Below are 26,140 nucleotides of genomic sequence, written 5' to 3'. Positions count from 1 at the left end.
CGAAGTCCGGCGCTGTCGGGGGACACGCATATGGATCAGATCGTCGGGCGCCGCGCCCGCAGCCTTGCCGAATGGGGCGAGTTGGGCGGCAGGATGTTCGTCCCCGCCGACATCGGGGCGGGACTGCAGTCCTACCGGCCCCGGCCGAGCGACGTCGTGATCACCCCCTACGCCAAGTGCGGGACCACCTGGCTGCAGCAGATCTTCCATACCCTGCGCACCCGCGGCGACTTCGACTTCGACGACATCTCGCGGGTCGTACCTTGGCTCGAAATGGCGGTGATCGCGGGCGTCGACCTGGACGCCCCGCAGCGCGCCGAGCCGCGCGGCTTCAAGAGCCACCTGTCCTACGCCATGGTCCCCAAGGGCGCCCGATACGTCGTGGCCTTCCGCGACCCGAAGGACGCCGTGGTCTCCATGTTTCGGTTCATGGAGGGCTGGTTCATCGAGCCCGGCACGGTGCTGATCGACGACTTCGCCAAGGCCTGGATCAGCCGCAGCGAGGATGGGCGGGACTATTGGAGCCACCTCCTGAGCTGGTGGGCCGAGCGGGACAACCCCGATGTGCTCATCCTCTCCTATGAGGGCATGAACGCCGCGCCGGAGGCGACCATCCGTCAGGTCGCGGCCTTCGCCGGCATCCCGCTGGATGACGAGCTGCTGGCGCTGACGCTGGAGCGCTCGTCCTTCCCCTTCATGCTCAAGCACAAGGATCGCTTCGACGACCTTCTGATGCGCACGGCCTCGGAGGCCCGTTGCAACCTGCCGCCGGGCAGCGACTCCGCCAAGGTCCGCAAGGGCGGCTCCGGCGGCTACCGGCAGGAACTCTCGCCGGAAATCTCCGCGGCGCTCGACGCCAAGTGGGCCGAGCTCGTGACCCCGGTGACCGGCTTCGCCGACTACGCGGCGCTGGAGGCGGAGATACGGCGGCGGAGCGTCGGCTAGCCCCGCCGTCGTATTCGTTCAGGCGGTCGCCAGGGCGCCCTTGCGGCGAGCCATGCGCAGCACGCCGCCGATGCCGCCAAACCCGACCAGGAGCATCGCCCACACGGCCGGCTCCGGCACCGCGCCGCTGGCGTAGCCGGTGGTGAGGTAGCGGATCGCCCCGGTGGTCGGCAGGTAGCAGTTGTACGAACCCTGGCATTCCCACGACGGCCCGTTGTGCCCGCCCAGGATCGGGTTGTTGGCCACCGCGACACCGAGATCGTCGGTGAACTGCAGGTGAAGGTCGCTCTGATAGAGCGGCTGGGCGTCGACATAGAACGTGCCGTTGGAATAGTAGCTGTTCGACGGGTTGTAGTCGAAGGCGGCGTCGGTGCTCCCGGCCGTCGTCTTCAGGTCATAGCCGGCCAGGAAGCCGTAGACGTTGATGTTGAAGAAGCCCGAGAGCGTCCCGCCATCGTCGAAGTTTCCGGTCACCGTCCACGTCACGTCGGCGCTTGCGACGGACGGGGCCGCGGCCGTGAAGAGCGCCGCCGCGCAGCCGGCCATCGCCAACATACGCTTCGAGTTTGCGAATTTCATCTGAGTCCCACCCCTGTTGGATCGCCCTCCGACAGCCCCCAACAGCACCGGAGTTTTCAGCGTAAATTCTTGGTTAACGCGGCGCCACCAATTTCTCCTGATAGGCGAGTCCGCCCGGGTCAGCTCCGGGCGGCCGGGACCTAGATGTGGATGGCGTGTCCGAGGACCCGCAGCGCCGCCTCGTGGACGGCTTCCGAGAGGGTCGGGTGGACGTGGATGGTTCCGGCGAAGTCCTCCAGCCGCGCGCCCATCTCGATGGACATGGCGAACTCGCCGGAGAGCTCGGAGACATGGGCGCCGACCGCCTGCAGGCCGACCACGCGGTGGTCGGACCTGCGGGCCACCACGCGGACGAACCCGCCGGTGTCGCCGGCTTCCATGGAAAGCGCCCGGCCGTTGGCCTGGAAGGGGAAGACGGCGCTGATCGGATCGTGGCCGGCGGCCTCGGCTTCCTTGGGCAGCAGGCCCGCCGAGACGATCTCCGGCTCGGTGAAGCAGACCGCGGCGATGGTCGCCGGATCGAAGGTGCGGTTCTGGCCGGCGATCACCTCGACGGCGACGTGGGCCTGGGCCGCGGCCTTGTGCTCCAGCATCGGCTCGCCCACCAGGTCGCCGATGGCGTAGACCCCGCTCATCGAGGTTTGCATGCGCTCGTTCACCTTCACGAACGCGCCTTCCATGTCGACGCCCATCTCCTCCAGGCCCCAGCCCTCGGTCCGCGGCCGCCGTCCGACGGTGACCAGGAGCTTGTCGGCGGGGATCTTCAGGGTCTCGCCGCCCTGCTCGACCGTCAGCTCGCCCTTGGCCCAGCCGGTCGCCTTGGCCGACAGGCGCAAGGTGACGCCGGCCTTCTCCAGCCAGGCCTTCACCGGCTTGGTCAGGGGCTCGTCATAGAGCGGCAGGATGCGGTCGAGCGCCTCGACCACGGTCACCTCGCAGCCGAACTTGCGGAAGGCCGAGCCGAGCTCGAGGCCGATGTAGCCCGCGCCGATCACCGCCAGCCGCTTCGGCAGCACCTTCAGGTCCAGCGCCTCGGTGGACGAGATCACGTCGCCGCCGAACGGAATGTGCGGCAGGGCGGCGGCGACCGAGCCCGCGGCCAGGATCACCGTCTCGGCCTTGATGGTGACCGGGCCGTCGGCGGTCTCGACATGGCAGGTCTTGGCGTCGCTGAAGGTCCCCCAGCCGGCGATGACGCGGGTCTTGGCGCGCTTCAGGAGCGCGGTGACGCCGCCGTTCAGCTTATCGACCACGGTTTCCTTCCAGGCGACCGTCTGGCCCATGTCGAGCGTGGGCGCGGCGCTCAGCGAAATGCCGTCCTTGGCGCTGTGCGCGGCCTCAGCCATGCCCTCGAACTTGGACGCCACATGGATCAGCGCCTTGGACGGGATGCAGCCGCGGATCAGGCAGGTGCCGCCCAGGCGGTCGCCCTCCACCAGCACGGTCTCGATCCCAAGCTGGCCGGCGCGGATCGCGGCGACATAGCCGCCCGGTCCGCCGCCCAGGATCAGGAGGCGGGTGTTGATTATCTCGGCCCCAGTCTTCGTCGCCACAAGGTCAGTCCATGAACAGGGTTGCGGGGTGTTCCAGCATGGCCTTCACCCGCTGGATAAACGCCGCCGCATCGTAGCCGTCCACGACCCGGTGATCGAAGGACGACGACAGGTTCATCATCTTGCGCACGGTGATCTGGCCGTGCAGCACCACCGGCCGGTCGACGATCTTGTTGGGGCCGATGATGGCCACCTCCGGGTGGTTGATCACCGGCGTGGTGGCGATGCCGCCCAGCGGACCCAGCGAGGTGATGGTGATCGTCGAGCCCGACAGGTCGTCCTTCGACCCCTTGCCGGAGCGGGCGATCTCGGCGACGCGGGCCACCTCGGTCGCCGAGGCCCAGACGTCCAGCGCCTCGGCGTGCTTGACCACCGGCACCACCAGCCCGTTCGAGGTCTGGGTGGCGATCCCGATGTGGACGCCCGCGTGGCGATGCACCACGCCGGCCTCGTCGTCGAAGCGCGCGTTGATCTGCGGATAGTCCGGCAGCACCCGCACCAGCGCCCGCATCATGAACGGCAGCATGGTCAGCTTCGGCTGGTCGTCCCGCTTGGTGGCGTTCAGGTGGACGCGCAGCGCCTCCAGCTCCGTCATGTCGACTTCCTCGACATAGGCGAAGTGCGGGATGCGGCGCTTGGACTCCTGCATCTGCTTGGCGATGGCCCGGCGCATGCCGATGACCTTCACCTCTTCGACGGCCAGCCGTTTCGCGAGGCCCGGACCGCGCGCCGCGCCGGCGCTGCCGCGCGAGGCGATAAAGGCGTCTAGGTCCTCGTGGGTGATATGGCCCGCAGGTCCCGTCCCCGCGATGTGGCCGAGCTTGATCCCGAGGTCTTCGGCCCGGCGGCGGACGGCGGGCGAGGCCAGCGGCTTCTCGCCCTCGGCGCGGCTGGGGATGGCGACGGCGGCGGCGACCGGCCGGGGCGCCGCCTTGGGCTCGGGCGCCGGCGGGGGCGGCGCGGACGGCGGCGTCTCGGCGACCTCCGCGACGTCGGGAACCGGGGCGTGCGCCGGCGCGGGCGGCGGCGGCGCGCCCCTGCCGGCGGCGTTGCCCGCGCCCTCGACCTCGAAGACCGCGATGGCGCTGCCGACCGCGGCCATGTCGCCGGCGACGCCGGCCACCTCGATCAGCTTGCCGGCGACCGGCGAGGTCATCTCCACCGTCGCCTTGTCGGTCAGCATGTCGACCAGCGGCGCATCCTCGGCGATCACGTCGCCGACCTTCACGTGCCAGGCGACGATCTCGGCCTCGGCGGTGCCCTCGCCCAGGTCGGGCAGCTTGAAGACGAAACGTCCCACGGTTGGCTAGGCCTCCATCACGCGCTTAAGGGCCGCGCCGACCCGCTTCTGGCCCGGGAAGTACTCCCATTCGAAGGCGTGCGGATAGGGCGTGTCCCAGCCGGTGACCCGCTCGATGGGCGATTCCAGGTGATAGAAGCAGGCCTCCTGGACAAGGGCGGAGAGCTCCGCGCCGAAGCCCGAGGTGCGTGTCGCTTCGTGCGCGATGACGCAGCGGCCGGTCTTCTTCACCGAGGCCGTGATCGCCTCGATGTCCACCGGGGAGAGCGTGCGCAGGTCGACCACCTCGGCGTCGACGCCCACCGCCTCGGCCGCGGCGATCGCCACATGGACCATGGTGCCATAGGCCAGCACCGTGACCTCCGAGCCCTCCCGCGCGATGCGGGCCTTGCCGAGCGGCACGGTGTAGTGGCCGACCGGGACGTTGTTGTCCTCGATCTTCTGCCAGGGCGTCACCGGGTTGTCGGGGTTGCCGTCGAAGGGGCCGTTGTAGAGCCGCTTGGGCTCGAAGATCACCACCGGGTCGTCATCCTCGATGGCGGCGATCAGCAGGCCTTTCGCATCGTAGGGGGTGGACGGGATGACGGTCTTGATGCCGGCCACGTGAGTGAACAGCGCCTCGGGGCTCTGGCTGTGGGTCTGGCCGCCGAAGATGCCGCCGCCGTAGGGCGTGCGCACGGTCATCGGGCACCAGAAATCGCCCGCCGAGCGGTAGCGCAGGCGCGCCGCCTCCGAGACGATCTGGTCGTAGCCGGGGTAGATGTAGTCGGCGAACTGGATCTCGACGCAGGGCCGCAGGCCGTAGGCCGCCATGCCGATCGCCGTGCCGATCAGGCCGGCCTCGGCGATAGGGGTGTCGAAGCAGCGGTTCAGGCCGTGCTTCTTCTGCAGGCCCTCGGTGGCGCGGAACACGCCGCCGAAGTAGCCGACGTCCTCGCCGAACACGAGCACGTCGGGGTCGCGCCCCAGCATGACGTCCATGGCCGAGTTGATGGCCTGGATCATGTTCATCTTGGTCGTTTCCGACGCGGCGTCGGCGGCGGTGGGCTTGGCGATGGGCTTGTTCATGGTCAGATCCCCAGTTCCTGCCGCTGCTGGATCAGGCGCCAGTCCATCTCCTTGTAGACGTCCTCGAACATGGTCTTGACGCTGGGACGGTCGCCGGCGTGCAGGGTGCCGTGCGTCTCCGACTCCTTGCCGGCCGCGCGGACCTCCTCGACCAGTTCCTCGTGCAGCGTCTGCTGCTGCTCGTCCGACCATTCGCCCAGCCCGATCAGGTGGCTCTTCAGCCGCTCGATGGGGTCGCCCAGCGGCCAGAGCTTGGCCTCCTCGGCGGGCCGGTAGCGGGTCGGGTCGTCGGAGGTCGAATGGCCCTCGGCGCGGTAGGTGAAATGCTCGATGACCGTGGCGCCCAGGTTGGAGCGCGCCCGCTCGACCGCCCACTGGGTCGCGGCGTAGACGGCCAGGAAGTCGTTCCCGTCGACCCGCAGCGAGGGCAGGTTGTAGCCGATGGCCCGCGACGCGAAGGGCGCTTCCTCGCCGCCGGCGATGCCCTGGAAGGACGAGATGGCCCACTGGTTGTTGACGATGTTGAGGATCACCGGCGCGCGATAGACCGCGGCGAAGGTCAGCGCGTGATGGAAGTCGCCCTCCGCCGTCGAGCCGTCGCCGATATAGCCGCTGGCGATGCGGTCATCGCCCTTCAGGGCCGAGGCCATGGCCCAGCCGACGGCCTGGGTGAACTGGGTGCCGAGGTTGCCCGAGATGGTGAAGAAGCCGTCGGCCTTGGAGGAGTACATCACCGGCAGCTGGCGGCCCTTCATCGGGTCGAGCGAGTTGGAATAGACCTGGTTCATCATCGCGACGATGGGGTAGCCGCGGGCCAGCAGGATCCCCTGCTGGCGATAGGTCGGGAAGCACATGTCGTCGTGGTTCAGGACCATCGCCTGGGCGATCGAGACGGCCTCCTCGCCCGTGCACTTCATGTAGAAGCTGGTCTTGCCCTGGCGCTGGGCGCGGTACATCCGGTCGTCATAGACGCGGGTCAGCATCATCGCGCGCAGGCCGCGCTTCATCGTCTCGACGTCGATGTCGGGTTTCCACGGCCCGACCGCCTCGCCCGCCTGGTTCAGGACGCGGACCAGGCCATAGGCGAGCTCGCGCATGTCCTTCGGTTCGCTGTCGACCGGCGGACGCGGGGTCACGCCGGCCTCGGCGATGTTGAGGTTCGAAAAGTCGGGCGTCTCGCCGGGCCGGAAGCGCGGCTCGGGGATATGGAGACTAAGCGGCCGACTGTTCTTGAGCGTCTTCATGGCCGGTCCTTGCAGAATCGGTGAGCAATGGGCGGTGAGGGTCGGAAATTTGGCGAGGGAGGAGCAGAAACTTGTCGTCGAGCGTCACTTCAGGGCGCCACATCGCAATTTTCTTCCTTCTGCCCCTCGCGCGTCCCTTAGAAGATCATATAAGTATGCCGCAATTGCTTGCCAAAAGCGTGCCCCCGCCGGTCGGTTCCGGGGCACGAACAAGGCCGATAAGGCGCTCAAGGGGGAGGAAAACTTGTCTGAGGTCCTGGACGCCGTCGATGCCAAGATACTCGATCTCATCCAGCACGACGCCGGCCTGTCCGTGGCCGAGATCGCCGAGCGGGTCGGACTGTCTTCCAGTCCGTGCTGGCGGCGGATCAAGCGGCTGGAGGACGCGGGCGTCATCCAGCGCCGGGTGACCATCCTCGACCGCGAAAAACTGGGCCTCGGGTTCGAGGTCTATTGCACGGTCAAGCTCTCGCTGCCGACCCGCGAGAACCTCGACGCCTTCGAAACCGCGATCACCAAGCTCGCCGAAGTGGTGCAGTGCGCCACGGTCACCGGCTCGGCCGACTATGAGCTGCGCGTCGTCACCCGCGACATGCACGCCTTCGATGAGTTCCTGCGCGAGCGCATCCTGTCGCTGGGCCTGGTCTCCAACATCGAAAGCCGCATCGTCATCCGCTCGGTGAAGAACACCACGGCGGCTCCCCTCGGCCTGATCAGCCCCTATGTGAGCTCGCAGGGCTGAACGCCTAGCGCCCCAGCAGCATCGCGATGCGGGCCCCGAGAAGCTTGAAAAGCAGACGCGGCGGAAATCCCGCAAAGGTCGGCGCATTGTCCGGAAACGGGCCTTCCGCGCGGCGGCGGCGAACACTGGTGCGCATCTCGACCGGCGGCAGGTCGCCCTCGAAACGGTTGCGATAGGCCGAGACCCAGTGCCCGGGACCGAACTTCAGGAACAGGCCTGAATTGCAGCAGGAGGCCACCACGCGGCGCGTGGGCGAGCCCGCCTTGAGCCGGTAGTCGACCAGCAGATCCGCGCCGGAGACACACCGGAACCGATCGTCCCGATAGATCAGCAGCGAGGTTCCCCCGTCGGCGTCGCGCACGCGCGCCGCGCCGGGCAGCGCCTCGATCCGCGCGCCGCCCTCCTGGCAGTCCTCGCAATAGCAGACCGCGCTCAGGATCGGAGCGCCGACGGCCTCGCAGACGACGCGCCCGCACACGCAGGACGGGGATTTCAGGCTGAGGTCCATGAGGCTCATTCGTTCGCGCGAGGCGCCGGACCTTCGCAGGCGCTCCGCGGCCTTGTCGAGCCATCAATCGTCGCGAAGGTTTCATCCCGCCGGCGGCTTAGCCCCTCCCGTGAATACGATGGACGTCCTATGTTGGCCGGATGATCGAGCTCGTCATCGACCAGCGGCGCAAGGACCTCGGCGGTTTCGAGGTCGGGCGCGTCCTGCCGTTCCACGCCCACCGCATGGTCGGGCCGTTCGTGTTCTTCGACCACATGGGGCCGGCGCGGTTCGAGCCGGGATTCCCGCGCAACGTCGATGTCAGGCCGCATCCGCATATCGGGCTTTCCACCGTCTCCTACCTCTTCGAAGGGGCGATGACCCACCGCGACAGCGTCGGCTCCACCGAGGTGATCCGGCCGGGCGAGGTCAACTGGATGACCGCCGGGCGCGGCATCACCCACTCCGAACGGTTCGAGGACCTGCGCGCGCAGGGCGGGACCATGCACGGCATCCAGGCCTGGGTGGCCCTGCCGACCGACCAGGAGGAGACCGATCCGGCCTTCGCCCACCATGGCGAAGCTGACCTGCCGACCTACGAGGGCGGCGGCATGTGGGCGCGGCTGATCGCCGGCAAGGCGTTCGGCGCCGAGGCCAAGGTCAAGACCCACTCGCCGATGTTCTACGTCCATTGGGCCCTGGACGCCGGCGCGACGGCCGAACTGCCCGCGGAATACCCCGAGCGCGCGGCCTATGTGGCGCAGGGCATCGTCGAGATCGACGGCCAGCAGATCCACGCGGGCCAGATGGCGGTCCTGCGCCCCGGCATGACCGTGCCCGTGACCGCGGTGACCGACGCCATCGTCATGCTGCTCGGCGGCGAGCCGGTCGGCGAGCGGCTCGTCGAATGGAACTTCGTGGCCTCGTCCAAGGACCGCATCGCCCAGGCCAAGGCCGACTGGCGCGCCGGGCGGATGAAGCTGCCCGACGCCGACGACCAGGAGTTCATCCCCCTGCCCGACGATCCGCCCGGGCCGGCGCCGGCGATGAGCTGACCCGTTCCACGGGAGCGGAAGTCGGCTACACACCCGCCCATGAACGTCAGCGTCTTCGACCTCTTCAAGCTCGGGATCGGTCCCTCCAGTTCGCACACCATGGGCCCGATGACCGCCGCCTGCCGGTTCCTGGAGCGGCTGGGGGATCGGGTCGGCCAGACCGCGCGGGTGGAAGCCACCCTCTACGCCTCGCTGGCGCTCACCGGGCGCGGCCACGCCACCGACCGGGCGGTGATCCTCGGGCTGGCCGGGTTCGAACCGCGCGGGCTCGATCCGGATGCCGCGGACGGCGTCATTGCCGAGGTGCGCGCCAACCACTGGTTGAACCTGGCCGGCCGCCACGGCATCGCCTTCGACGAGGCGACGGACCTGCTGTGGGAAGGACGGACCCGCCTGCCGCAGCATCCCAATGCGCTGAAGTTCGTCGCCTTCGATGCGGCCGGCGCGCCCATCGCCGAGCGGACCTATTTCTCCATCGGCGGCGGTTTCGTACGCGATGAGGGGGAGATGGGGCTGAACACCCCGCCGGAGGCCGCGGCTCTCGTGGAGGTCCCCTACCCGTTCGATTCCGGAGCCGAGTTGCTGGAGATGGCGTCGGCCGCGGGCCTGACCATCGCCGAGCTGATGCGCGCCAACGAGCGGATGCGCCATGCCGACGCCGAGATCGACGCCGGCCTCGATGAGGTGCAGGCCGCCATGTACGCCTGCATCGAGCGCGGCATGCGCACCGACGGGATCCTGCCCGGCGGGCTGAAGGTCCAGCGGCGCGCCTTCCAGGTGCATCAGTCGCTGATGAGCGACGCCGACAAGCGGATCGCCGACCCGCTGGCGGCGCTCGACTGGGTGAACCTCTGGGCGCTGGCGGTGAACGAGGAGAACGCGGCCGGCGGGCGGGTGGTGACGGCGCCGACCAACGGCGCGGCCGGGCTCGTGCCGGCGGTGTTGCGCTATTACGACCGTTTCCATCAGGGCACGCCGGACGGCCGGCGGACCTTCCTGCTGACCGCCGCGGCGATCGGAGCGCTCTACAAGAAGAACGCCTCGATCTCCGGCGCCGAGGTCGGCTGCCAGGGCGAGGTGGGCGTCGCCTGCTCGATGGCCGCGGCTGGGCTGACCGCGGCCCTGGGCGCCAGCAACGCGCAGATCGAGAACGCCGCCGAGATCGCCATGGAGCACAACCTCGGCCTCACCTGCGATCCGATCGGCGGCCTGGTGCAGATCCCCTGCATCGAACGCAACGCCATGGGCGCGGTGAAGGCCATCGACGCCTCGCGCCTGGCGCTGCTGGGCGACGGCCAGCACTCGGTCAGCCTCGACAAGGTGATCGCCACCATGAAGCGCACCGGCGAGGACATGAGCCACATCTACAAGGAAACCTCGCTGGGCGGCCTGGCCGTCAACCTGGCGGAATGCTGAAGGAGCCCCCGCGATGATCGTCGAGATGCGCACCTACACCCTGGCCCTGGGCGCCACCGGCCGCTACCTCCGCCTCTATGGGGAGAAGGGCCTGGCGGTGCAGAAGCGCATCCTCGGTCACCTCGTCGGCTACTACAGCGTCGAGGTCGGCGCCCTCAACCAGGTGATCCACCTTTGGGCCTACGACAGCCTGGACGAGCGGGCCAAGCGGCGCGCGGCGCTCTGGGCCGACAAGGAGTGGCTGGCCTATGTGGCCGAGGTCGGGCCCCTGGTGGCCAGGCAGGAAAACCAGATCCTGACCCCGGCCCCGTTCTTCAAGGTCGCAGATCCGGCCTAGGGGACATCGGGCCGACCGTCTCGCCGCCCTTGCAAACCGACGACCTGCAAATCCGCGTTGCAGGCCGCCAAGCTTAGCCGTAGCGTCCGTGCGCGCGGTCGGGGGACCGCTTTGGGGGGCTTAATCTTGAAGTATCTTGTAACTGCAGGCCTGTGCCTGCTGCTGGGCGGCTGCGCCACGATTACCCGCGGCACCAAGGACACCTGGACCGTCAATACGACGCCCGCGGGCGCCGCGGTCCGCACCTCGAACATGTTCAGCTGCGAACAGACTCCGTGCACGTTCAAGATCAGCCGCAAGGCTGAGTTCAACGTGACGATCACCAAGCTTGGCTACCGGGAGTGGACCGGCCGCGTGACCCACCACATCGCCACCGGCGGCGGCGCAGCCATGGCCGGAAATGTCATCCTGGGTGGCGTGATCGGCGCTGTGGCCGACGCCAGCAGCGGGGCCATGAATGACCTGGTTCCCAATCCGCTGAACGTCACGCTCGAGAAGGATGACGGACATCCGTCCGGCCAGCCCACCCAACAACAATAGAGATTCAGTCGGAGGGACGAAAAATGCTCAGGATAACGATCATCGCTGCGGCCTCGGCGCTCCTGCTGGCCGCCTGCTCGACCGATGTGAAGGAAACCCCGGCGCCCGGCGCGGCGCCGCATGTGGCCGGCCAGTCGCTGGCGGTGAAGAGCGTCCATGGACAGTCGTCGGCCACCAATCTGCCCGGCGATCTGATGCCGCGCCTGACGCAGGCCATCCAAGGCGAAGTCGGGAGCGGAGCTTCGGGAGGCCAGGCGGCCAATCTCGAATTCAACGTGGTCGACTACAAGGAAGTCAGCGGCGCCGCCCGCGCCCTCGGCGGCATGCTGGCCGGGAGCAACCGGCTGCACGTCGCGGTGACGCTGCGCGACCCGTCCGGCGCCGTGCTCCGGCAGTTCGAGGTGGATCGCAAATCCAACCCGGGCGCCCTGGGCGCGGTCAGCGATCAGGAGGGCGGCCTGATCACGGCCACCGCCAAGGCGATCGCCGCGACGCTGGCGAAGTAGGCCATCCAGCGCGCCGATGGCCGCCCGCCCTGGCGGGTGGGCCATCGGCGTCGCGCGGCGCGCGCGCTCAACCCTCCAGGTAGGCGCTGAGCTTGTCGACGATCTCGCGGCTGCCCCGCTCGCGGCTGCCGGCGTCGTCGTAGCCGTCGAGGAAGGCGCCCTGCTCGGTCATGATCAGCTTGGCGCCGGCGCCGGCCGCCTTGAACTCGAAGGTGGCCAGCGAGACCGAGATCTTCCGGCCGTCGATGCGCATCTCATAGGCGTAGACGATGCGCTCGCCCGGAACGACGTCGAAGTAGGTGGCGTCGAACTCGGTCACCATGCCGGTCTTCCACTTGCCCACCAGCCGCTCGCGGCCGCCGACCCGGAAGTCGAACTTCCGCTCGACGATGTCCCACGCCTCGTTCGGGCCGGAGAACCAGGCGTCCTTGCCGGCCTCGGTGGCGAAGGCGTCGTAGACCCGTTGCGGGGTCACCGACGGATAGGTGCGCTCGACGGTGAAGACCCCGTGGGCGACGCTGCGTTCAAGCGTGGTCTGGGCGTTCATTTCGGTTCTCCTTGCGGGTGTTGGCGAAGGTGCTCGCCCAGGCGATCCAGGCGGCGCTCCCAATCGGTTCGGCGTTGGTTGATCCATTGTTCGGCGAGGCTGAAGGCGGCGGGCTCCATCCGGCAGGTCCGTACGCGGCCGACCTTCTCCGAGGCCACTAGGCCGCTCGCCTCGAGCACCGCCAGGTGCTGGACGACGGCGGGCAGCGACATGGCGAACGGCTGGGCGAGGTCGCTGACCGAGGTCGGGCCGCGGCCCAGCCGCTCGACCATCGCCCGGCGGGTGGGGTCGGCGAGCGCCTGGAACATCAGGTCGAGGTCGGCGCCGGCGGCAGGCATCAGCCGTCCTTCAGCGGGAAGTACTGGAAGTAGGGTTCGGCCTCGGCCAGCACGCGGGCGATGCTGGGCCGGGCCTTCAGGCGGCCGAGGTAGGCGGCAAGCCCCGGCCAGTCCGCGAGCGACACCCCATAGTCGGCATAGTAGAGGGCCGGCAGGGCGGCGCAGTCGGCCAGGGTGAAGGTCTCGCCCATGGCCCAGGCGTCACCGATCATCGGCGCGATGATGTCATAGCCCTGGCGGATGAGGCTGCGGGCCTGCTCGGCGCCGAACGGGTCGTGCTTGTCGTCGGGCCGCATCCGCTCGGAGACGATCTGCTGGAACGGCAGGTGGATGTAGCTGTCGATCAGCCGGTCGCGCAGGCGGGTCTGCCAGGCGAGGTCGGGATCGGTCGGGACGAGGCCGGCGGCGGCCGGATAGTGCTGGGCCAGGTAGTCGACGATGATCGTCGATTCCGGGACGGTCTGGCCGTGGGCGTCATCGCGCAGGACCGGGAACTTGGCGAGCGGCCAGACGCCCTGGAACGCCGCGCGGTCGACCGGGTCGCCGAGGTTGACCAGCCGCGGCTCGAAGGCGAGGTCGGCCTCGTAGAGCGCGATCAGCGCCTTCCAGCAGAAGGACGACAGCGGGTGGTAGTAGAGGGTGAGCGACATCGGCTGACTCCATACTTAAGTGATATCTTAAGTATCAAGGCCGGAGCTGGCGCGCAAGAGGGTCGCGTAAATTTTCGGGGATCAGCCTTCCAGCGCCTTGCGGGTCTGTTCCCAGTACTGGGCGCCGGTGATCAGGGTGACGATCGCGGCGAGCCAGAAGAGGCTGTGGGCGGCGATGATGAAGGGGCCCTCGACGGCCGGATCCTGCGGCAGGAAGGGGAAGGCGCCCCAGGCTCCGACGATGAGCTCCATGGCCAGCGCCGTGAGCTGCAGGGTGGTCTTCCACTTGGCGAGCAGGGTCACCGGCAGCTTGATCCCCTTGCCGGCGCCCACTTCGCGCAGCGCGCTGACCGTGAACTCGCGGAAGAGGATCAGGCCCGCGGGCAAGAGCACCATCGGCTGGGCCCCCAGCGACATCAGGCCCAGCACCGCGCCGCAGACCAGCACCTTGTCGCCGATCGGATCGAGGATCGCGCCCCAGACGGTGACCGCGTCCATCTTGCGGGCCAGCCAGCCGTCGAAGAAGTCGGTAACCGCGGCGATGACGAAGGCGTAGACCGCCCAGCGCTGCAGGCCGAACTGCACCTGCGGCTCCAGGTGATCCGACAGCCCCGGGACCGCGCCGGCCGCCGCGGCCAGCGCCACGAACATGAACAGCGCCAGCACCAGGCGCATGGAGGTCAGGATGTTCGGGAGGGATTTCATAGATACCGAGCGTGCAAGCTGAAGCTTCGTTCCAGCCAGCTTAGCGGGTCGCGCGATCCGTCCCTACTCCATCTTCATCGCCCCGGGGGTTCCGTCGGACCAGTTGGCCACCGGCACGAAGAACACCGTGACCGGCTCGGAGGCGGCGGCGGCGCCCAGCACCGGCGCGCCCGGGAGGTTCGCACCCCAGTCGCCGGGCGCCGTCCGCGGCAGGAAGAACATCAGATGCGGATGCCAGTGGCCGCCGGCCGCGTCGTTGAGGTAGCCGGCCTTCGACATCATGTAGGCCATGGCGCCGGCCTGCGGCGGGGTGAACGTCCTGGCGGCGTAGGCGGCCTTGGTGCGGGCGAGCAAGTCGGCCTTGGAGACGCCGGCCAGCACCCATTCGGTGCGCTTCAGGTAGGACGGCAGCACCGAGCTCACCGACGCCGGGTTGAAGCAGATCGGCCCGCGTTCCTTCGGGTTCCAGAACTCGGGGTCGTCGAAGTCGCTGGCCCAAGACCGCTGGACCATGCAGACGAAGCCGTTCTTGCCCTTCGCCGCCGTTTCGTAGCCGCGCGCGCCCAGCGTCATGACCTCCGCCTCGCCGGAGATCGAGGCCGGCGCGGCGCTGCGGGCCATGGCGACCTCATCGGCCTGGCGGTAGTCGGCGATCGGGGCCATGGCCGGATAGCGGCTGGTCTTCGCCGGCGCGTCGGCCGCACGGCACGGACCGCAGGCCAGGGCGAGCGCCAGGACTCCCGCGGAGGCCAGGGTCATCGTCTTGAGCGGCTTCGGCATCTGAGGAGTCCTTTTTCAGGCGGCGGCGAAGAGCCGCACAAGCTTGGCGAATGCGCCGGTCCAGCCCCGCTCGTGGCTCGCCTGCGAGGCGGCGTTCAACAGCAGGGCGTGGGTGAAGGTGAGTTCGGTCCCCTCCCCCATGGGCTTGAGATCGATCTCGATGCGCGAGGTGCGGCCGAGCTCCAGCGGCTCGCCGCCGAAGGCGTAGCGCCAGCTCATCGCCAGGCGTTCGGGCCGGGCAATCTCCAGGAATTCGCCGCAGGCCTCGTGCTCTAGCCCGTCGTCGGTGCGGAAGCGTACGCGGTAGGCGCCGCCGACCCGGGCGTCGACCTCCGCCAGGATCACCGGCTGGTCGTCCGGGCCCCACCAGGCTGCGACGCCCTCGGCCGTGGTCAGGGCGTCGAAGACGATGGCGGGACGCGCGGCGATCCGGCGAACCAGGATGAGGCTGGTCATTCGCCCATCCCCCCGGCTTCAGCCTTGCGGGCCTCGGCCTCCCTGTTCTCGGCGTAGGCGGTTAGCCGGTCGAGCGCCGGCGACCAGAACCGCTCGTAGCGGCGAAGCCAGTCGGTGGCCGCCCGCAGCGGATCCGGCGACAGGCGGACGTCGACGGTGCGCCCGTGTTTCGCCCGGGTGATCAGGCCGGCGTCCCCAAGGACATCGAGGTGCTTCATCACCGCGGGCAGCTTGATCGCGAACGGCTTGGCGATCGCGCTGATCGACAGGCTTTCTTCCTCTTCCAGCCGCGCCAGGATGGCCCGGCGGGTGGGGTCGACGAGGGCCGCGAAGACCCGGTCGAGCTCGCCCTGCTGATAGTTCACCATGTGGTGTACTATTCGAAAAGCGGTCGCCATTGTCAAGCCTGCAACTTCACCGTCGCCATCGGCAAGGCGAAGCCTCACCATGGGGAAAACCTTGGGGAGTCGACCGCGTGAACGCCATCGAGACCTTAGCCGTGGGCCTGGCGGCCGCCGCGATCCTGTCGAGCCCGGCGCGGGCCGAGCCGACGGCGAAGCTCGACTCCGGCGTCGTGCAGGGGACGCAGAGCGGCGACCTGCTGGTCTTCAAGGGGATCCCCTACGCGGCCGGGCCGAGCGGGCCGCTGCGCTGGCGGGCGCCGCAGCCGGCTCCCGCCTGGACGGGCGTGCGGCCCGCCACGGCCTTCGGCGCGGCCTGTCCGCAGCCGCACCTGAGCGACGACGCCTGGGCCCGGGTCGGGCCGCAAAGCGAGGACTGCCTGTTCCTCAACGTCTGGCGTCCGGCCAAGGTGGAGAAGGGCGGCGACGCGGTGATGGTGTTCATCCACGGGGGTTCGTTCATCCGCGGCGCGGCGGGCGTGCCGCTCTACGACGGCTCGGCGCTCGCCAAACGCGGCGTGGTGGTCGTCACCATCAACTATCGCCTGGGGCGCCTCGGCTATTTCGCCCACCCGGCGCTGACCGCCGAGAACGCCGACGGCGGACGGCTCGGCAACTACGGGATGATGGACCATATCGCGGCCCTGCAGTGGGTTCAGAAGAACATCCGCGCCTTCGGCGGCGACCCCGCGAAGGTCACGGTCTTCGGCGAGTCGGCCGGCGCCGTGGCGGTGCAGATGCTGGCCACCTCGCCGGCCGCCAAGGGCCTCTTCGTGCGCGCCATCGCCCAGTCCGGCGGCGGCACGGCCGCGGCGGCCTCGATCCGCGGCGGCCCGCTGACCGGCGAGGCCTTCGGGGCTAGCTATGCCGCGGGCCTTGGCCTGAAGGACGCCACGCCCGCGCAACTGCGCGCCATCCCGCTGGCCGACGCCCTGAAGTCCGGCCCGGTTGGACCCATGGCCGACGGTGTGCTGGCGCTTCGCAGCCCCGGCGACAGCTATCGGAAGGGCCTGCAGCTGCCGGTTGGCCTGATGATCGGCGGCAATAGCCACGAGGCGAGCCTGTTCGGCGACAACCCGGCCCCGGCCAAGGCGGCGCTCGGCGCGGCCTATCCGGAGCTGCTGGAGGCGGTGCGCGCGGCCGGGCCCAGCAAGGCAGGGGCCGAGCCCGACCTGATCACCCAGAGCCTGGCGATCCAGCCGTCCCGCTACCTGGCCCAGCGCAACGCCGCGGCCGGGCATCCGGCCTATTCCTACTATTTCGACCAGGTGGCCGGCAGCGACCGGGCCGAGGCCGTCGGGACCATGCACGGCGGCGAGCTCAGCTACCTGTTCGGCACGCGGATCGACAAGGAGGTCTGGGACGAGACCGACGCCCACGTCTCCCAGCTGATGGGCGACTACTGGGTGCGCTTCGCCAAGACCGGCAATCCCAACGGCGGCGGCGCGCCGAACTGGGCGCCGGTGACCAAACAGGCCTCGCCCTACATGGCCTTCGACGCCCATCCCCACACCGCCCAGGCGACCCCGCTCGACGACAAGATCGAGGCCGCGGCGGTAGCCAATGCGACCAAGGCCTGGGACGCGGCGAGGTAAGCGAGGCGAGAGGCAGAGGCGCTAGGTCGGCGTGCCCTTGCGCGGGCCGTGCTCCATGAAGGCCCAGGCGGAATAGCCCAGCACGTAGGCGGTCGCCGTGCCGAGCAGGGCGAGCGGGATCGTGTCGGAGATCGGCAGCAGCGAGGTGATGGCGAAGGCGAGGCCCGCCAGCATGTAGGTCCAGCCGCTGACCCTGAGCACCTGTTCCATGCGTATCGCCGATTCAGGATTGCGGAAGGTCCCCAGCGTCTTCGGCAGGAAGTTGGCGTAGGCCGCCAGCACCAGGCCGCTGAACACCTGCAGGGCGCGGCCGGCCGAATCCGGCGGCAGGTAGCCCGCCCGCTCCGCGGACTTGAGCGCGAACGCCCCGCCGACATAGACGCCGGCGGTGACCAGCGCGACGGTCAGGTTCCGGTGGATCATGAGCTTGTTCCCTTGGCCGGCGCGGCCGGCGCTGAGCCCCCCGGCTTGGCCGGGCGCGAGACGGCGCTGAAGGCTCCGACGAAACCCAGCAGCGCATCCTCCAGCACCGACAGCTTGAGGCGATAGACCACCGTCTTCCCGACCTTCTGGACATCGACCAGGTCGGCGCCGCGCAGGACGGCGAAATGCGCCGACATGGTGGGGCCGGAAACCGGGAAATGGTCCGCCAGTTCGCCCGCCGTCATCGGCCGTTCCCGGAGCAGCTCCAGGACGTGGCGACGCGTCGGGTCGGACAGGGCTTTGAACACGGCGTTCATAGGGTGACATTTAGCTAAACATCGAATTGATGTCAACGCCTCTCCCCCGTGCAGCGAGAGGGAGAGGCGGCGCTAGTCGGCGTGTTCGGCGGGACTGACGGCCGCCCAGGCGCAGTAGATGGTCAGCAGGACGGCCAGGACGAAGAAGGCGAACCCGAGCCCCGGCGACCCGAGCCTGGACATCCCGAACGCCGCGGCGAAGGCGGCGATCGCGCCGAGCAGTGCGAACCGGACGAACCTCCGAGGCTTCGTCACGGCGCGGCCTTCGGCGAACGCCTCGGTCGCCTTCTCTATGCCTTCAATCGCCTTGCGGGCCTCGGCGGCGGGATCATCGTGGTCATCCATCCCCGCCTAACCACCGTGACGCCTGTTTGGCTCCGCTGTGGGCCCTGGAACGCACTTCGATCCTGGCGGCCTTGGCCACCGGATCGACCGGTTCCTTTGGCTTCCGGCCGGAAATCGTCACGCCGCTGTCGGATTTAGGCCTGCGCGTTCGTCTAGGAGTCGGACGCCCGCCCGGCACGGTCGGAACTCGCGGGCCGGTCACGAAGGAGCATTCCGATGATCACCATCTCCGCCTTCCATTGGGTTCCGCCGTTCGCCAAGGGCCAGGTGCGCGACCTGCGCGTGCGCTGGGCGCTGGAGGAGGCGGGCCTGCCCTACCGCACGCGCCTCTTGGAACAGGGCGACCAGGACAAGCCCGACTATCGCGCGCTGCAGCCGTTCGGCCAGGTGCCGATCTTCGAGGAGGACGGCCGGGTGCTGTTCGAGACCGGGGCCATCGTGCTGCACATCGGCGAGCGCAGCGAGACCCTGCTGCCGAACGACGCCGCGGCGCGGGCGCGGGCGACGCAGTGGCTGATCGCGGCGCTCAATTCCATCGAGCCGCACATCATGAACGTCGCCGCGGTCGAGCTGTTCTACGCCGGCGAGGAGTGGGCCAAGCTGCGAGGGCCCGGCGCGCGGGAGTTTGCGCAACACCGCCTGGCCTCGCTCGCCAACGCGCTGGGCGACAGGCCCTACCTCGACGGCGACCGCTTCACCGCCGGCGACCTGATGATGACCACGGTGCTGCGGATCGCCCCGAAACTGGTCACCGACGCGCGGCTGCAGGCCTATGTCGAGCGCTGCACGGCGCGGCCGGCCTTCGCGCGGGCCTATGACGCCCAGATGGGCGACTTCCGCGACGCGGCCTAGGCGGTGCGACGTTCGCGAGGCGAAGGCTCCATCCTAAGCTTGCGCAAACCCCGGAGGGACCGGCTCTCGGGGCTGCCAGGATTTGCGACCGCGGGGGTCATCGGCTAGGCCTAGAGTCCGCGAGTACGGGGCTGCTGGGGGGCGCGCCATGGATGAGTCGCCAGAAGAGTCCGGAGCCGGGCTTTCGGCCAGCCAGGACCCCAACGCCGCCGGCTTCGGCGCCGCCATGGAGCTGGCGGTCGCGCGGCGGCGCGGCAGGGCTCGGCCGAAGTCCGACGACCCCGAACTCGACAGCTTCCTGCGCGGGCAGGCCCGGCTTGCCGAGCTGCAGGCCGAGCACCTGCACGAGCAGCGCGGCCTGATCATCTCGCGCCTGCGTTGGGGCCGCTTCGCCGACCGGATGCGGGCGCTGCTGCAAGTCATGACCGCGTTCGCCGGCGCCGCCATCGTGGCCCTGGTCGGCGCGATGGCCTGGGAGGCGCACGAGGCGCACGGCCTGGCGATCGAGGCTTTCTCGGTGCCGCCCGAGCTGGCGCGCACCGGGCTGACCGGCCAGGTCGCCGCTAGCCGGTTCCTCGACAAACTGCAGGTCCTGCAGACCGCCACGGCCCAGTCGGACCGCCCGAGCCAGTCCTACAGCAACGACTGGGGCCGCGACTTCAAGGTCGAGATCCCCGAGACCGGCCTGACCTTCTCCGAGTTCGACAAGCTGCTGCGCGAGCGGCTGGGCCAGGTCGGCCACGTCTCAGGCGAGGTTGTGTCCACGCCGGACGGCATCGCCTTGACCGCGCGGATGGGCGACGCGCCTCCGAAGACCTTCACCGGCCCGGTCTCGGCCTTCGACGAGCTGGCCCGGCAGGCGGCCGAGGCGGTCTATCGCGACAGCCAGCCCTATCGCTACGCCGAATACCTGGACAACGAGGGCCGCTGGGACGAGGCCTTCAAGGTGATCTCGGAGCTGGCCACAAACGGCCCGCGCGGCGAACGCGGCTGGGCCTACGCCAAGTGGGCGGTCATGGACATCACCGACCACGGCGATCCTGCCGCGGCGCTCCGCCACGCCGCCCTCGGCCGCACCCCCGGGACCGGCGCGGACATCAACGATCGGATCGCCTTCGTGAACACCGCGGTCTGGATGGGCCGCGAGGAGGCGGATCTGGCCTACTCCAGGAGCCTGGCGATGGACGCCCAGAAGCGCCTGCCCGACACCAGCGAGATCTTCTATACTTCGAACCGGCTGTTGGCCCACGCCTGGCTGAGTTTCTTGGAGGCGGATTACAAGGGTTCGAGCGGGTGGTGGAGGCAGACCAGCTCCGAAACCGACTTCGGGGGCGGGGCGCTGGGTCCCCTGATGGCCGCCACGACCGACGCGCTGGGGCATGACCTGACGTCGGCACGCAAGGCGATGAGCCGGGCGACCGAGCACTCCGACTCCGAGTTGGCCTGGGACATCGCGGTGGGTGCGTTCCCGGCCCTTCCCCGCTACTGGATATTCGCTGAGCAGGGCCAATGGGACAAGGCGCTGGCCGACGCACGGGCATTCGACGCCGTGCTGGAAGCGGAGAAAGCCAAGCGGCCGGTCTATGGCCTGATGCAGCAGGTGCTGAGCTGGCCGCTGGAGGCGCTGGCGCTGGCGCGCACCGGCGATGTGCCTGCGGCCCAGACGCTGATCGGTAAGACGCCGTTGGACTGTTATCCCTGCCTGCGCGTCCGCGGCCAAGTCGCGGCCCAGGCGCGCGATTGGCCGGCCGCCGAGCGGTGGTTCGCCGAGGCCCAGCGCCAGGCGCCCTCGCTGCCGCTGGCCTACGCCGAACTGGGCCGCATGCGGCTCGACAAGGGCGACCCCGACGGCGCGATCGCCGTGCTCAGGACCGCTGAGGCCAAGGCGCCGCGCTTCGCCGATCCGCCGCAGATCTGGGGCGAAGCCCTGATGGCCAAGGGCGACTTCGCCGGCGCGTCCAGGAAGTTCGCCGAGGCCGGCAAGCTGGCCCCCAACTGGGGCCGCAACCACCTGAAGGCCGGCGAGGCCCTGGCGCGGCTCGGTCAGGGCGACGCGGCGCGGATGGAACTGCGCAAGGCGGGCGCGCTGGACCTGACGGCGGCCGAACGGGTGGAGCTGGGCGCGCAGACACGCTGATCCCTCGGGCATTGCCAGAGATCGCGAAACGCGATGGTATCGCCGCGGGGGAGCTTGGCTGGGGGGCCTTGCGGCAGGGCCAGGAGCGCTTCGGATGATCGTCGCGGCCCTGCTGATCCCGCTGATCCTCATCTCGATCTTTTTCAGCGTGGTGCTGGCGCGGGCCTGTCTGGCGGCCGGCGCGACGCGGCCCCGGCTCGAGGCCTTGGCGATGTCGGCCGTGGCCAACTTCTTCGACACCCTGGGCATCGGCTCCTTCGCCACGACCATGGCCTGGATGCGGGTCCGCAGGCTGGTGCCCGACCGGCTGATCCCCTCGACCCTGGTGACCGGCTACAACCTGCCCACCCTCCTGCAATCGGGCGTCTTCCTGGTGCTGCTGGGCGTGAAGGTGGACCCGGTGCTGCTCGGCGGCTGCATCGCGGCGATGATCGCGGGCGGCCTGGTGGGCGTGCGGCTGGTGACGCGCACGCCGGTCCGCACGGTGCAGGCGGTGGTGGGCGCGGCGCTGCTGATCGCGGCCGGGTTCTACGCTCTGGCCAACCTGAAGCTGATGCCGGCCGGCGGGACGGCGACAGGCCTGCCGCCGGAGCTGATGGCGGTGGCGATCGCCGCCCACTTCGTGCTTGGCGTGCTGGTGAACTTCGGGGTCGGCAACTACGCGCCGACGCTGGCCATGCTGAGCCTCTTCGGCATGGACCCGCGGCTGGCCTTTCCGATCATGGCGAGCTCGGCGGCGTTCTGCATCGCCGGCGCCAGCGTGCGCCTGGTGCGCCACGAGGCCGAGCTCGACCTGCGGATCGTGCTGGCCATGGCGCTGGGCGGGATCCCCGCGGTCCTGGTGGCGGCCTTCGCGGTGCGCGAGATGCCGCTCGACCTCCTGCGCTGGCTGGTGGTGGCAGTGGTCACCTATGCGGCGATCACCCTGCTCTATTCGGCGTTCCGGGGGACGCTCCCGGTGGCCGCGGCCGAGGCCTGAACGCGGCTCAGAGCTTCACCACGATGTCGCGGCGGTCGAGGACGTAGCCGAGCAGCCAGCAGACCAGCATGTAGGCGATGGCGCACAGCAGCGAGCCGAGCGCGCCGGGAACCAGCGCCTGGAAGAGGTTCGCCCCGATCCAGTCATAGACCCCGACGCCCGGCGCGACTTCGATCTGGCCCAGGGTGACCACGAAGAGCTCGGAGAACAGGTAGATCACCAGCGGGTTGCGGCCGAACACCCGAAAGAAACCGGCGAAGAACCGGCTGAGCGGGTGCGGCGCGTGGCCTTCGAGGCCGGCTGCGAGCGCGGCCAGCACCATGAGGTCGGTCCCGACGGTCAGGAGGACGAAGCTGCCGGTCCAGAGCTTCTTGGCGATCGGGAAGGCCGGGCTCCAGGCCAGGGCGGCGAGCACCAGGACGATGCCGGCGAGCCCCATCCTGAGCGCCGCGCGGCGCGGGTCGGCCGCCGCCGTCAGGAACCGCGCCGCCAGGTAGCCCGCGATCACATTGACCGTCGCCGGCAAGGTCCCGAGCAGGCCCTCCGGATCGAAGCCCCCGTCGCGGCGGTAGAGGTGGTCCTGGCCCAGGACCAGGAGATCCAGCCGCGTGCCGGCGTTGCGGAGCTTGGAGAACGGGGCCGCCGGATCGCCAAGGGTCAGCAGGATCGCCCAGTAGCCCAGCAGCAGCACGACCGAGAGGATCACCAGCTTGCGCGTCGTGAGGTAGCGCACCGCGAAGGCCGCGAGCGCGTAGCAGAGCGCGATCCGCTGCAGGACCCCCATCACCCGGGTGTCGGCGAAGGGCGCGATCTGCCAGGCGCCGCCCTCCCTATGGAAGAACGGGTACCAGTACATCAGGAAGCCCAGCAGGAAGATCAGGGCTGTGCGCCGCAGCACCTTGGCGGCGAATGCGCCATCGGTGGTCGGCCGCTGGAAGGCGAAGCTCATCGCGCAGCCGACCGCGAACAGGAAGGACGGGAAGACCCAGTCGGCGCCGGTGAAGCCGAACCACTTGGCGTGCACCAGCCAGGGATAGGGCTCTGCGCCGCCGCCCGGCGTGTTGACGACGATCATCAGGCAGACGGCCAACCCCCGGAAAACGTCCAGCGACAGGAAGCGGTCGGCAGGCTTGGCCATGGGCGGAGCCTAGGCCCGGTCGAGCCGCGCGAGAAGCCGCCGCACCGAGTCGACCGGGTCCGCCGGGATCTCGCGGCTGTAGCGGGCGTCCCGCTCGACCCACCTCTGCTCCCAGGCCGCGATCTCGCCGACCACGGCCGCCTCGTCGAAGGGCCCCGGTCCCGCCTTGCGCAGGGCGTCCAGGAACCGCGACCAGCGCGGCAGGTAGAAGTCGCGATAGAGCCCCTGCCAGGCCTTCGACGCGTAGTCGGCGAGGTTCCCCTGCCCGCCCCAGACCGTCACCTGGGCCTTGGCGTTGAGCACATAGGCGCGGGCGTCCGCGGGCGTGTCGCCATAGGCCCTGGCCGCCTCGATCCAGGTGGCGAGCGTCTCGGCCCGCACACCCAGTAGCGCGTCGAGCGCCAGCGCCAGGTCCTCGACCTTGCGACGAGCCGCATCGCCGGCCGCCAGGTCGCCGCGCCGATAGGCGGACACGGCCTGGATCAGCAGGAGGTCGATCGCCTCGCTGGCCAGATGGCGGGCGGCGTCGGTGAGGTCGATCGTGAACAGCGGTTCGCCGGCGAACCCGGGCGCCAACGCCGTCAGGTCGCGGACGGCGGCGGCCAGCTTGGCGCGGTCGCCGGGATGGCCTTCGAAGGCGGTGATGGTCGCCGTCGGACGCTTGAAGAACAGGTAGGCGCCGGCCCGGCCCTCCCACCAGCGCGGCGTCCAGTAGCGGGTGGAATAGGCCGCCTCGACCAGCGTCCCCAGCGCCGCCTCCAGCTCCGGCGTCGTCCGGCCATAGCGGGCCCGGGCGTAGGTCGATAGCCAGGCCGCGCGCGACGCCCCGCCGGCGCCCCAGGCCAGGTCGTAGGCCGCCTCATAGACGATGGAGTTGTTGTTCAGCCCCTCCGGGAACATCCCGAAACCCGCCAGGCCCTTGGTGTCCGGGCTCGCGGTCAGGGCCGCAAGGTCGGCGCGGTAGTAGTCGAGGTCGCCGTAGACCGGATTGCTGGCGCCGTAGTTGTGCACATAGCCGTAGATCCACGGCTTGCCGCCGAACGCCCGGGCGGTTCGCCAGCTCTCCGGATAGCGGTCGTTGCCGATGTCGAGGATCATCAGCCGGTCGTCGGGGATCTGGCTCAGGTAGGCGGCGATGGCGTCCGCGTCCCAGAACTTCTGGTCGGCGCCGAACAGCCAACCCTGCATCACCCAGACGGCGTCTGGCCGGGTCTTGCGGAACGCCTCGTGGATCGCCTTGCCGTAGGCCGCCAGGCGCCGGGCCTTCTGGGCCGCATCGACCGGGGCCTTGGCCGCCGTGGTCTTGCCGGTGGCGTCGTCGAAGGCCCCGCGGGCGTCCGATCCGTCGTCGGCCAGCGGCGGCGTCATCTCGTTGAAGGAGTCGGCCAGGTAGTAGGTCCCCGCGCCATAGGTCTCGGCGTAGAGCGCCAGGAACCGGCCGGCGAGCTGGGCGAACAGCGGGTCGCCGGGATCCAGCCAATAGGTCTCGTGGAAGCCCGGCCCGCCGCGCATCCGATAGATGCGGGCCTTGGGATGCTTGAGCGCGAAGGCCTTGGGCACATAGCCGCCGAACGCCGGCAGGATCGGGCTCATGCCCAGCGCGCGCATCCGCGCCAGGATCTGGCGCTGCAGGTCGCGCTTCTTGTCGATCCAGGCCGAGGGCAGCGGCGCGCGATAGCCCTCGATGTTGCCCATCCGCTGCCAGGGCGTGAAGGCCGGCCCGGAGAAATAGGCGGCGAGCTCCGCCTCGGAGAGCCCCGCCTCGCGCCACAGGGCGCGCCAGACATATTCCTGGCCCTCCATGGCCAGCGGCATGTCGATCCCATGGACCGCCATCCAGTCGATCTCGCGGCTCCAGCGCCCCCAGCCCCACCAGGGCGTCGTGTAGCCGAAGGTGCAGGTGTTCAGGTACGCGCGATGCCGGAACGGGCTCTCCACGCGGCCCGTGGCGAGGTCCGGGAACCGCGCGGGCAGGACGACGCGGTCGCCCTCCCAGCTGATGTGGGCGGCCCCGGCGTCGCGCAAGGCCGCATAGGCGCCGCGCACCAGGGCGACCGGCGTATCGCCGCGCACGGAGACCCTGCCGCCCCGGCTTTCCACCGCATACCAGGGCCGCGATCCGCCCTGCGGCGCGGGCTCCAGCGTGAGCGAGATGGACCGCGCGCGGGGCCCGAAGAGGCGCGCCAGCACGGCCCGCGCGGCGCCCGGATCGGTGGGCGGGCTCGCCGCCCACGCCCGCGAGCTCCAGGCCAAGAGCCCGGCGCCGAACGACCGCGCGAGCGCCTGGCGACGCGACAGAGACCCGGGAACCTTCATCCTGGCGGCGCGCCCTCGAACCACGCCGGCCTCTGGATCGCCGCCGGCATGCGAAGTGACGTGCCCCGCGCGCCGGCGTCAATGTCGAGGTCTTGGCGCGCGTCCTCGGGGCTGCGACCGCGCGTCGGCGGTTGCCGGGATCGAAGAGGAGCTAACCCGGGTCAGCCCTTCTTCCCGGGGTCCTGGAAGTAGTTCAGCAGCACTGTGTCAGCCACGTCTTGCGGCACCGTCATATACAGCCGGAACATTGAGGCGAGCATCTCGTGCTTGCACGTGTGCAGCGCGGCTTGCTGAAAAGGGGTCAATCCCTGGACCACCGGATCAATACATTGGACTGGCGAAAGACGGCTCGCCAAGCTCTTGTTGAGTGGTGTTGCCTTCGCCACGAG

29 protein-coding genes and 1 pseudogene are annotated in these 26,140 nt (G+C 69.7%); 11 read left to right on the top strand and 19 right to left on the bottom strand.

Features of this window, described 5'->3' with window-relative positions:
* Positions 1–30: 30 nt before the first annotated feature.
* The gene (locus tag ACESMY_RS10000; protein ID WP_372784436.1) at positions 31–945 is read left to right on the top strand and encodes a sulfotransferase domain-containing protein; all 915 of its coding nucleotides are present in this window, start codon (positions 31–33) and stop codon (positions 943–945) included.
* An 18-nt stretch (positions 946–963) separates the two neighbouring features.
* On the opposite strand, the pseudogene ACESMY_RS09995 reads toward ACESMY_RS10000, so the two are convergent.
* From ACESMY_RS09995 to ACESMY_RS09975, 5 genes and pseudogenes are all read right to left on the bottom strand, one after another.
* Positions 964–1,074 (bottom strand): annotated as a pseudogene (locus tag ACESMY_RS09995) (PEPxxWA-CTERM sorting domain-containing protein); the annotation flags it as partial.
* A 590-nt stretch (positions 1,075–1,664) separates the two neighbouring features.
* Positions 1,665–3,077: a dihydrolipoyl dehydrogenase gene (gene lpdA / locus ACESMY_RS09990; protein WP_372784435.1), complete on the bottom strand. Its 1,413-nt coding sequence runs from the start codon at positions 3,075–3,077 to the stop codon at positions 1,665–1,667.
* Positions 3,078–3,081: 4 nt separating this feature from the next.
* The gene (locus tag ACESMY_RS09985; RefSeq protein WP_372784434.1) at positions 3,082–4,377 is read right to left on the bottom strand and encodes a dihydrolipoamide acetyltransferase family protein; all 1,296 of its coding nucleotides are present in this window, start codon (positions 4,375–4,377) and stop codon (positions 3,082–3,084) included.
* A gap of 6 nt (positions 4,378–4,383) precedes the next feature.
* Positions 4,384–5,445 (bottom strand): alpha-ketoacid dehydrogenase subunit beta, encoded by a 1,062-nt coding sequence (locus ACESMY_RS09980; RefSeq protein WP_372784433.1) that lies wholly within the window; start codon positions 5,443–5,445, stop codon positions 4,384–4,386.
* A gap of 2 nt (positions 5,446–5,447) precedes the next feature.
* Positions 5,448–6,689, bottom strand: a complete 1,242-nt coding sequence (locus tag ACESMY_RS09975; protein ID WP_372784432.1) for a 3-methyl-2-oxobutanoate dehydrogenase (2-methylpropanoyl-transferring) subunit alpha — start codon at positions 6,687–6,689, stop codon at positions 5,448–5,450.
* A 244-nt stretch (positions 6,690–6,933) separates the two neighbouring features.
* On the opposite strand from ACESMY_RS09975, the gene ACESMY_RS09970 reads away from it, so the two are divergent.
* Positions 6,934–7,431 (top strand): Lrp/AsnC family transcriptional regulator, encoded by a 498-nt coding sequence (locus ACESMY_RS09970; protein WP_372784431.1) that lies wholly within the window; start codon positions 6,934–6,936, stop codon positions 7,429–7,431.
* A 4-nt stretch (positions 7,432–7,435) separates the two neighbouring features.
* Here ACESMY_RS09970 and ACESMY_RS09965 read toward each other — a convergent pair whose 3' ends face one another.
* Positions 7,436–7,939: a GFA family protein gene (locus tag ACESMY_RS09965; RefSeq protein ID WP_372784430.1), complete on the bottom strand. Its 504-nt coding sequence runs from the start codon at positions 7,937–7,939 to the stop codon at positions 7,436–7,438.
* Between the two features lie 140 nt (positions 7,940–8,079).
* Here ACESMY_RS09965 and ACESMY_RS09960 point away from each other — a divergent pair, with 140 nt between their 5' ends.
* The 5 genes from ACESMY_RS09960 to ACESMY_RS09940 all read left to right on the top strand — a co-directional run bounded on the left by ACESMY_RS09960 (position 8,080) and on the right by ACESMY_RS09940 (position 11,772).
* On the top strand, positions 8,080–8,973 hold the full coding sequence (locus ACESMY_RS09960; protein WP_372784429.1) for a pirin family protein: 894 nt from the start codon (positions 8,080–8,082) through the stop codon (positions 8,971–8,973).
* A gap of 39 nt (positions 8,974–9,012) precedes the next feature.
* Positions 9,013–10,389 (top strand): L-serine ammonia-lyase, encoded by a 1,377-nt coding sequence (locus ACESMY_RS09955; RefSeq protein ID WP_372784428.1) that lies wholly within the window; start codon positions 9,013–9,015, stop codon positions 10,387–10,389.
* Between the two features lie 13 nt (positions 10,390–10,402).
* Entirely contained in the window at positions 10,403–10,726 is a 324-nt protein-coding gene (locus tag ACESMY_RS09950) for an NIPSNAP family protein (RefSeq protein ID WP_372784427.1), read from the top strand.
* A 126-nt stretch (positions 10,727–10,852) separates the two neighbouring features.
* On the top strand, positions 10,853–11,266 hold the full coding sequence (locus ACESMY_RS09945; protein ID WP_372784426.1) for a PEGA domain-containing protein: 414 nt from the start codon (positions 10,853–10,855) through the stop codon (positions 11,264–11,266).
* Between the two features lie 23 nt (positions 11,267–11,289).
* Positions 11,290–11,772 carry a DUF4410 domain-containing protein gene (locus tag ACESMY_RS09940; protein ID WP_372784425.1) on the top strand — a complete coding sequence of 161 codons (483 nt, stop codon included), beginning with the start codon at positions 11,290–11,292 and terminating at the stop codon, positions 11,770–11,772.
* A 67-nt stretch (positions 11,773–11,839) separates the two neighbouring features.
* Here the strand turns inward: ACESMY_RS09940 and ACESMY_RS09935 are convergent, their stop codons facing one another.
* From ACESMY_RS09935 to ACESMY_RS09905, 7 genes are all read right to left on the bottom strand, one after another.
* On the bottom strand, positions 11,840–12,319 hold the full coding sequence (locus tag ACESMY_RS09935; protein WP_372784424.1) for an SRPBCC family protein: 480 nt from the start codon (positions 12,317–12,319) through the stop codon (positions 11,840–11,842).
* On the bottom strand, positions 12,316–12,657 hold the full coding sequence (locus ACESMY_RS09930) for an ArsR/SmtB family transcription factor (protein ID WP_372784423.1): 342 nt from the start codon (positions 12,655–12,657) through the stop codon (positions 12,316–12,318). The genes ACESMY_RS09935 and ACESMY_RS09930 overlap by 4 nt, the downstream gene beginning before the upstream one ends.
* The gene (locus tag ACESMY_RS09925) at positions 12,657–13,307 is read right to left on the bottom strand and encodes a glutathione S-transferase family protein (protein ID WP_372784422.1); all 651 of its coding nucleotides are present in this window, start codon (positions 13,305–13,307) and stop codon (positions 12,657–12,659) included. The genes ACESMY_RS09930 and ACESMY_RS09925 overlap by 1 nt, the downstream gene beginning before the upstream one ends.
* Positions 13,308–13,388: 81 nt before the next feature.
* Positions 13,389–14,012, bottom strand: coding sequence for a CDP-diacylglycerol--glycerol-3-phosphate 3-phosphatidyltransferase (pgsA, locus tag ACESMY_RS09920; protein ID WP_372784421.1), 624 nt, complete (start codon positions 14,010–14,012; stop codon positions 13,389–13,391).
* Positions 14,013–14,075: 63 nt separating this feature from the next.
* Entirely contained in the window at positions 14,076–14,792 is a 717-nt protein-coding gene (locus ACESMY_RS09915) for a hypothetical protein (protein ID WP_372784420.1), read from the bottom strand.
* A gap of 15 nt (positions 14,793–14,807) precedes the next feature.
* Positions 14,808–15,248: an SRPBCC domain-containing protein gene (locus ACESMY_RS09910; RefSeq protein ID WP_372784419.1), complete on the bottom strand. Its 441-nt coding sequence runs from the start codon at positions 15,246–15,248 to the stop codon at positions 14,808–14,810.
* Complete coding sequence (locus ACESMY_RS09905) at positions 15,245–15,616, bottom strand: ArsR/SmtB family transcription factor (RefSeq protein ID WP_372784418.1); 372 nt, start codon at positions 15,614–15,616, stop codon at positions 15,245–15,247. The genes ACESMY_RS09910 and ACESMY_RS09905 overlap by 4 nt, the downstream gene beginning before the upstream one ends.
* Positions 15,617–15,723: 107 nt before the next feature.
* Between ACESMY_RS09905 and ACESMY_RS09900 the strand changes: the two genes are divergently transcribed.
* Positions 15,724–17,244 (top strand): carboxylesterase/lipase family protein, encoded by a 1,521-nt coding sequence (locus ACESMY_RS09900; RefSeq protein WP_372784417.1) that lies wholly within the window; start codon positions 15,724–15,726, stop codon positions 17,242–17,244.
* A 21-nt stretch (positions 17,245–17,265) separates the two neighbouring features.
* On the opposite strand, the gene ACESMY_RS09895 is transcribed toward ACESMY_RS09900, so the two are convergent.
* The 3 genes from ACESMY_RS09895 to ACESMY_RS09885 form a co-directional block, all read right to left on the bottom strand.
* On the bottom strand, positions 17,266–17,667 hold the full coding sequence (locus ACESMY_RS09895) for a hypothetical protein (RefSeq protein ID WP_372784416.1): 402 nt from the start codon (positions 17,665–17,667) through the stop codon (positions 17,266–17,268).
* A complete protein-coding gene (locus ACESMY_RS09890; protein WP_372784415.1) occupies positions 17,664–17,984 on the bottom strand; it encodes an autorepressor SdpR family transcription factor in 321 nt (106 codons plus the stop codon). The genes ACESMY_RS09895 and ACESMY_RS09890 overlap by 4 nt, the downstream gene beginning before the upstream one ends.
* Before the next feature lie 72 nt (positions 17,985–18,056).
* Positions 18,057–18,329, bottom strand: coding sequence for a hypothetical protein (locus ACESMY_RS09885; RefSeq protein WP_372784414.1), 273 nt, complete (start codon positions 18,327–18,329; stop codon positions 18,057–18,059).
* Positions 18,330–18,545: 216 nt separating this feature from the next.
* Between ACESMY_RS09885 and ACESMY_RS09880 the strand changes: the two genes are divergently transcribed.
* The 3 genes from ACESMY_RS09880 (at position 18,546) to ACESMY_RS09870 (ending at position 22,297) form a co-directional block, all read left to right on the top strand.
* Positions 18,546–19,181 carry a glutathione S-transferase family protein gene (locus tag ACESMY_RS09880; protein WP_372784413.1) on the top strand — a complete coding sequence of 212 codons (636 nt, stop codon included), beginning with the start codon at positions 18,546–18,548 and terminating at the stop codon, positions 19,179–19,181.
* A 148-nt stretch (positions 19,182–19,329) separates the two neighbouring features.
* Positions 19,330–21,318, top strand: a complete 1,989-nt coding sequence (locus ACESMY_RS09875; RefSeq protein ID WP_372784412.1) for a hypothetical protein — start codon at positions 19,330–19,332, stop codon at positions 21,316–21,318.
* Positions 21,319–21,412: 94 nt separating this feature from the next.
* Positions 21,413–22,297 (top strand): permease, encoded by an 885-nt coding sequence (locus tag ACESMY_RS09870; protein WP_372784411.1) that lies wholly within the window; start codon positions 21,413–21,415, stop codon positions 22,295–22,297.
* 7 nt (positions 22,298–22,304) lie between these two features.
* On the opposite strand, the gene ACESMY_RS09865 is transcribed toward ACESMY_RS09870, so the two are convergent.
* The 3 genes from ACESMY_RS09865 to ACESMY_RS09855 form a co-directional block, all read right to left on the bottom strand.
* Complete coding sequence (locus ACESMY_RS09865) at positions 22,305–23,435, bottom strand: acyltransferase family protein (RefSeq protein ID WP_372784410.1); 1,131 nt, start codon at positions 23,433–23,435, stop codon at positions 22,305–22,307.
* A gap of 9 nt (positions 23,436–23,444) precedes the next feature.
* Positions 23,445–25,751 (bottom strand): alpha-N-acetylglucosaminidase, encoded by a 2,307-nt coding sequence (locus tag ACESMY_RS09860; protein WP_372784409.1) that lies wholly within the window; start codon positions 25,749–25,751, stop codon positions 23,445–23,447.
* Between the two features lie 161 nt (positions 25,752–25,912).
* Positions 25,913–26,137, bottom strand: a complete 225-nt coding sequence (locus ACESMY_RS09855; RefSeq protein WP_372784408.1) for a hypothetical protein — start codon at positions 26,135–26,137, stop codon at positions 25,913–25,915.
* Between the last annotated feature and the right edge of the window lie 3 nt (positions 26,138–26,140).

The sequence above is a fragment of the Phenylobacterium sp. genome (genome assembly GCF_041691455.1).
GTDB lineage: Bacteria > Pseudomonadota > Alphaproteobacteria > Caulobacterales > Caulobacteraceae > Phenylobacterium.
This window is presented reverse-complemented; position numbering and strand designations above follow the sequence as displayed.

Coding starts and splice junctions, on each gene's coding strand:
- ACESMY_RS09910 (WP_372784419.1), bottom strand. CDS start 15,248: ATGACCAGCCTCATCCTGGTTCGCCGGATCGCCGCGCGTCCCGCCATC.
- ACESMY_RS09940 (WP_372784425.1), top strand. CDS start 11,290: ATGCTCAGGATAACGATCATCGCTGCGGCCTCGGCGCTCCTGCTGGCC.
- ACESMY_RS10000 (WP_372784436.1), top strand. CDS start 31: ATGGATCAGATCGTCGGGCGCCGCGCCCGCAGCCTTGCCGAATGGGGC.
- ACESMY_RS09930 (WP_372784423.1), bottom strand. CDS start 12,657: ATGCCTGCCGCCGGCGCCGACCTCGACCTGATGTTCCAGGCGCTCGCC.
- ACESMY_RS09885 (WP_372784414.1), bottom strand. CDS start 18,329: ATGGATGACCACGATGATCCCGCCGCCGAGGCCCGCAAGGCGATTGAA.
- ACESMY_RS09890 (WP_372784415.1), bottom strand. CDS start 17,984: ATGAACGCCGTGTTCAAAGCCCTGTCCGACCCGACGCGTCGCCACGTC.
- ACESMY_RS09865 (WP_372784410.1), bottom strand. CDS start 23,435: ATGGCCAAGCCTGCCGACCGCTTCCTGTCGCTGGACGTTTTCCGGGGG.
- ACESMY_RS09880 (WP_372784413.1), top strand. CDS start 18,546: ATGATCACCATCTCCGCCTTCCATTGGGTTCCGCCGTTCGCCAAGGGC.
- ACESMY_RS09915 (WP_372784420.1), bottom strand. CDS start 14,792: ATGCCGAAGCCGCTCAAGACGATGACCCTGGCCTCCGCGGGAGTCCTG.
- ACESMY_RS09895 (WP_372784416.1), bottom strand. CDS start 17,667: ATGATCCACCGGAACCTGACCGTCGCGCTGGTCACCGCCGGCGTCTAT.
- ACESMY_RS09935 (WP_372784424.1), bottom strand. CDS start 12,319: ATGAACGCCCAGACCACGCTTGAACGCAGCGTCGCCCACGGGGTCTTC.
- pgsA (WP_372784421.1), bottom strand. CDS start 14,012: ATGAAATCCCTCCCGAACATCCTGACCTCCATGCGCCTGGTGCTGGCG.
- ACESMY_RS09905 (WP_372784418.1), bottom strand. CDS start 15,616: ATGGTGAACTATCAGCAGGGCGAGCTCGACCGGGTCTTCGCGGCCCTC.
- ACESMY_RS09960 (WP_372784429.1), top strand. CDS start 8,080: ATGATCGAGCTCGTCATCGACCAGCGGCGCAAGGACCTCGGCGGTTTC.
- ACESMY_RS09980 (WP_372784433.1), bottom strand. CDS start 5,445: ATGAACAAGCCCATCGCCAAGCCCACCGCCGCCGACGCCGCGTCGGAA.
- ACESMY_RS09875 (WP_372784412.1), top strand. CDS start 19,330: ATGGATGAGTCGCCAGAAGAGTCCGGAGCCGGGCTTTCGGCCAGCCAG.
- ACESMY_RS09870 (WP_372784411.1), top strand. CDS start 21,413: ATGATCGTCGCGGCCCTGCTGATCCCGCTGATCCTCATCTCGATCTTT.
- ACESMY_RS09860 (WP_372784409.1), bottom strand. CDS start 25,751: ATGAAGGTTCCCGGGTCTCTGTCGCGTCGCCAGGCGCTCGCGCGGTCG.
- ACESMY_RS09925 (WP_372784422.1), bottom strand. CDS start 13,307: ATGTCGCTCACCCTCTACTACCACCCGCTGTCGTCCTTCTGCTGGAAG.
- ACESMY_RS09965 (WP_372784430.1), bottom strand. CDS start 7,939: ATGGACCTCAGCCTGAAATCCCCGTCCTGCGTGTGCGGGCGCGTCGTC.
- ACESMY_RS09950 (WP_372784427.1), top strand. CDS start 10,403: ATGATCGTCGAGATGCGCACCTACACCCTGGCCCTGGGCGCCACCGGC.
- ACESMY_RS09975 (WP_372784432.1), bottom strand. CDS start 6,689: ATGAAGACGCTCAAGAACAGTCGGCCGCTTAGTCTCCATATCCCCGAG.
- ACESMY_RS09955 (WP_372784428.1), top strand. CDS start 9,013: ATGAACGTCAGCGTCTTCGACCTCTTCAAGCTCGGGATCGGTCCCTCC.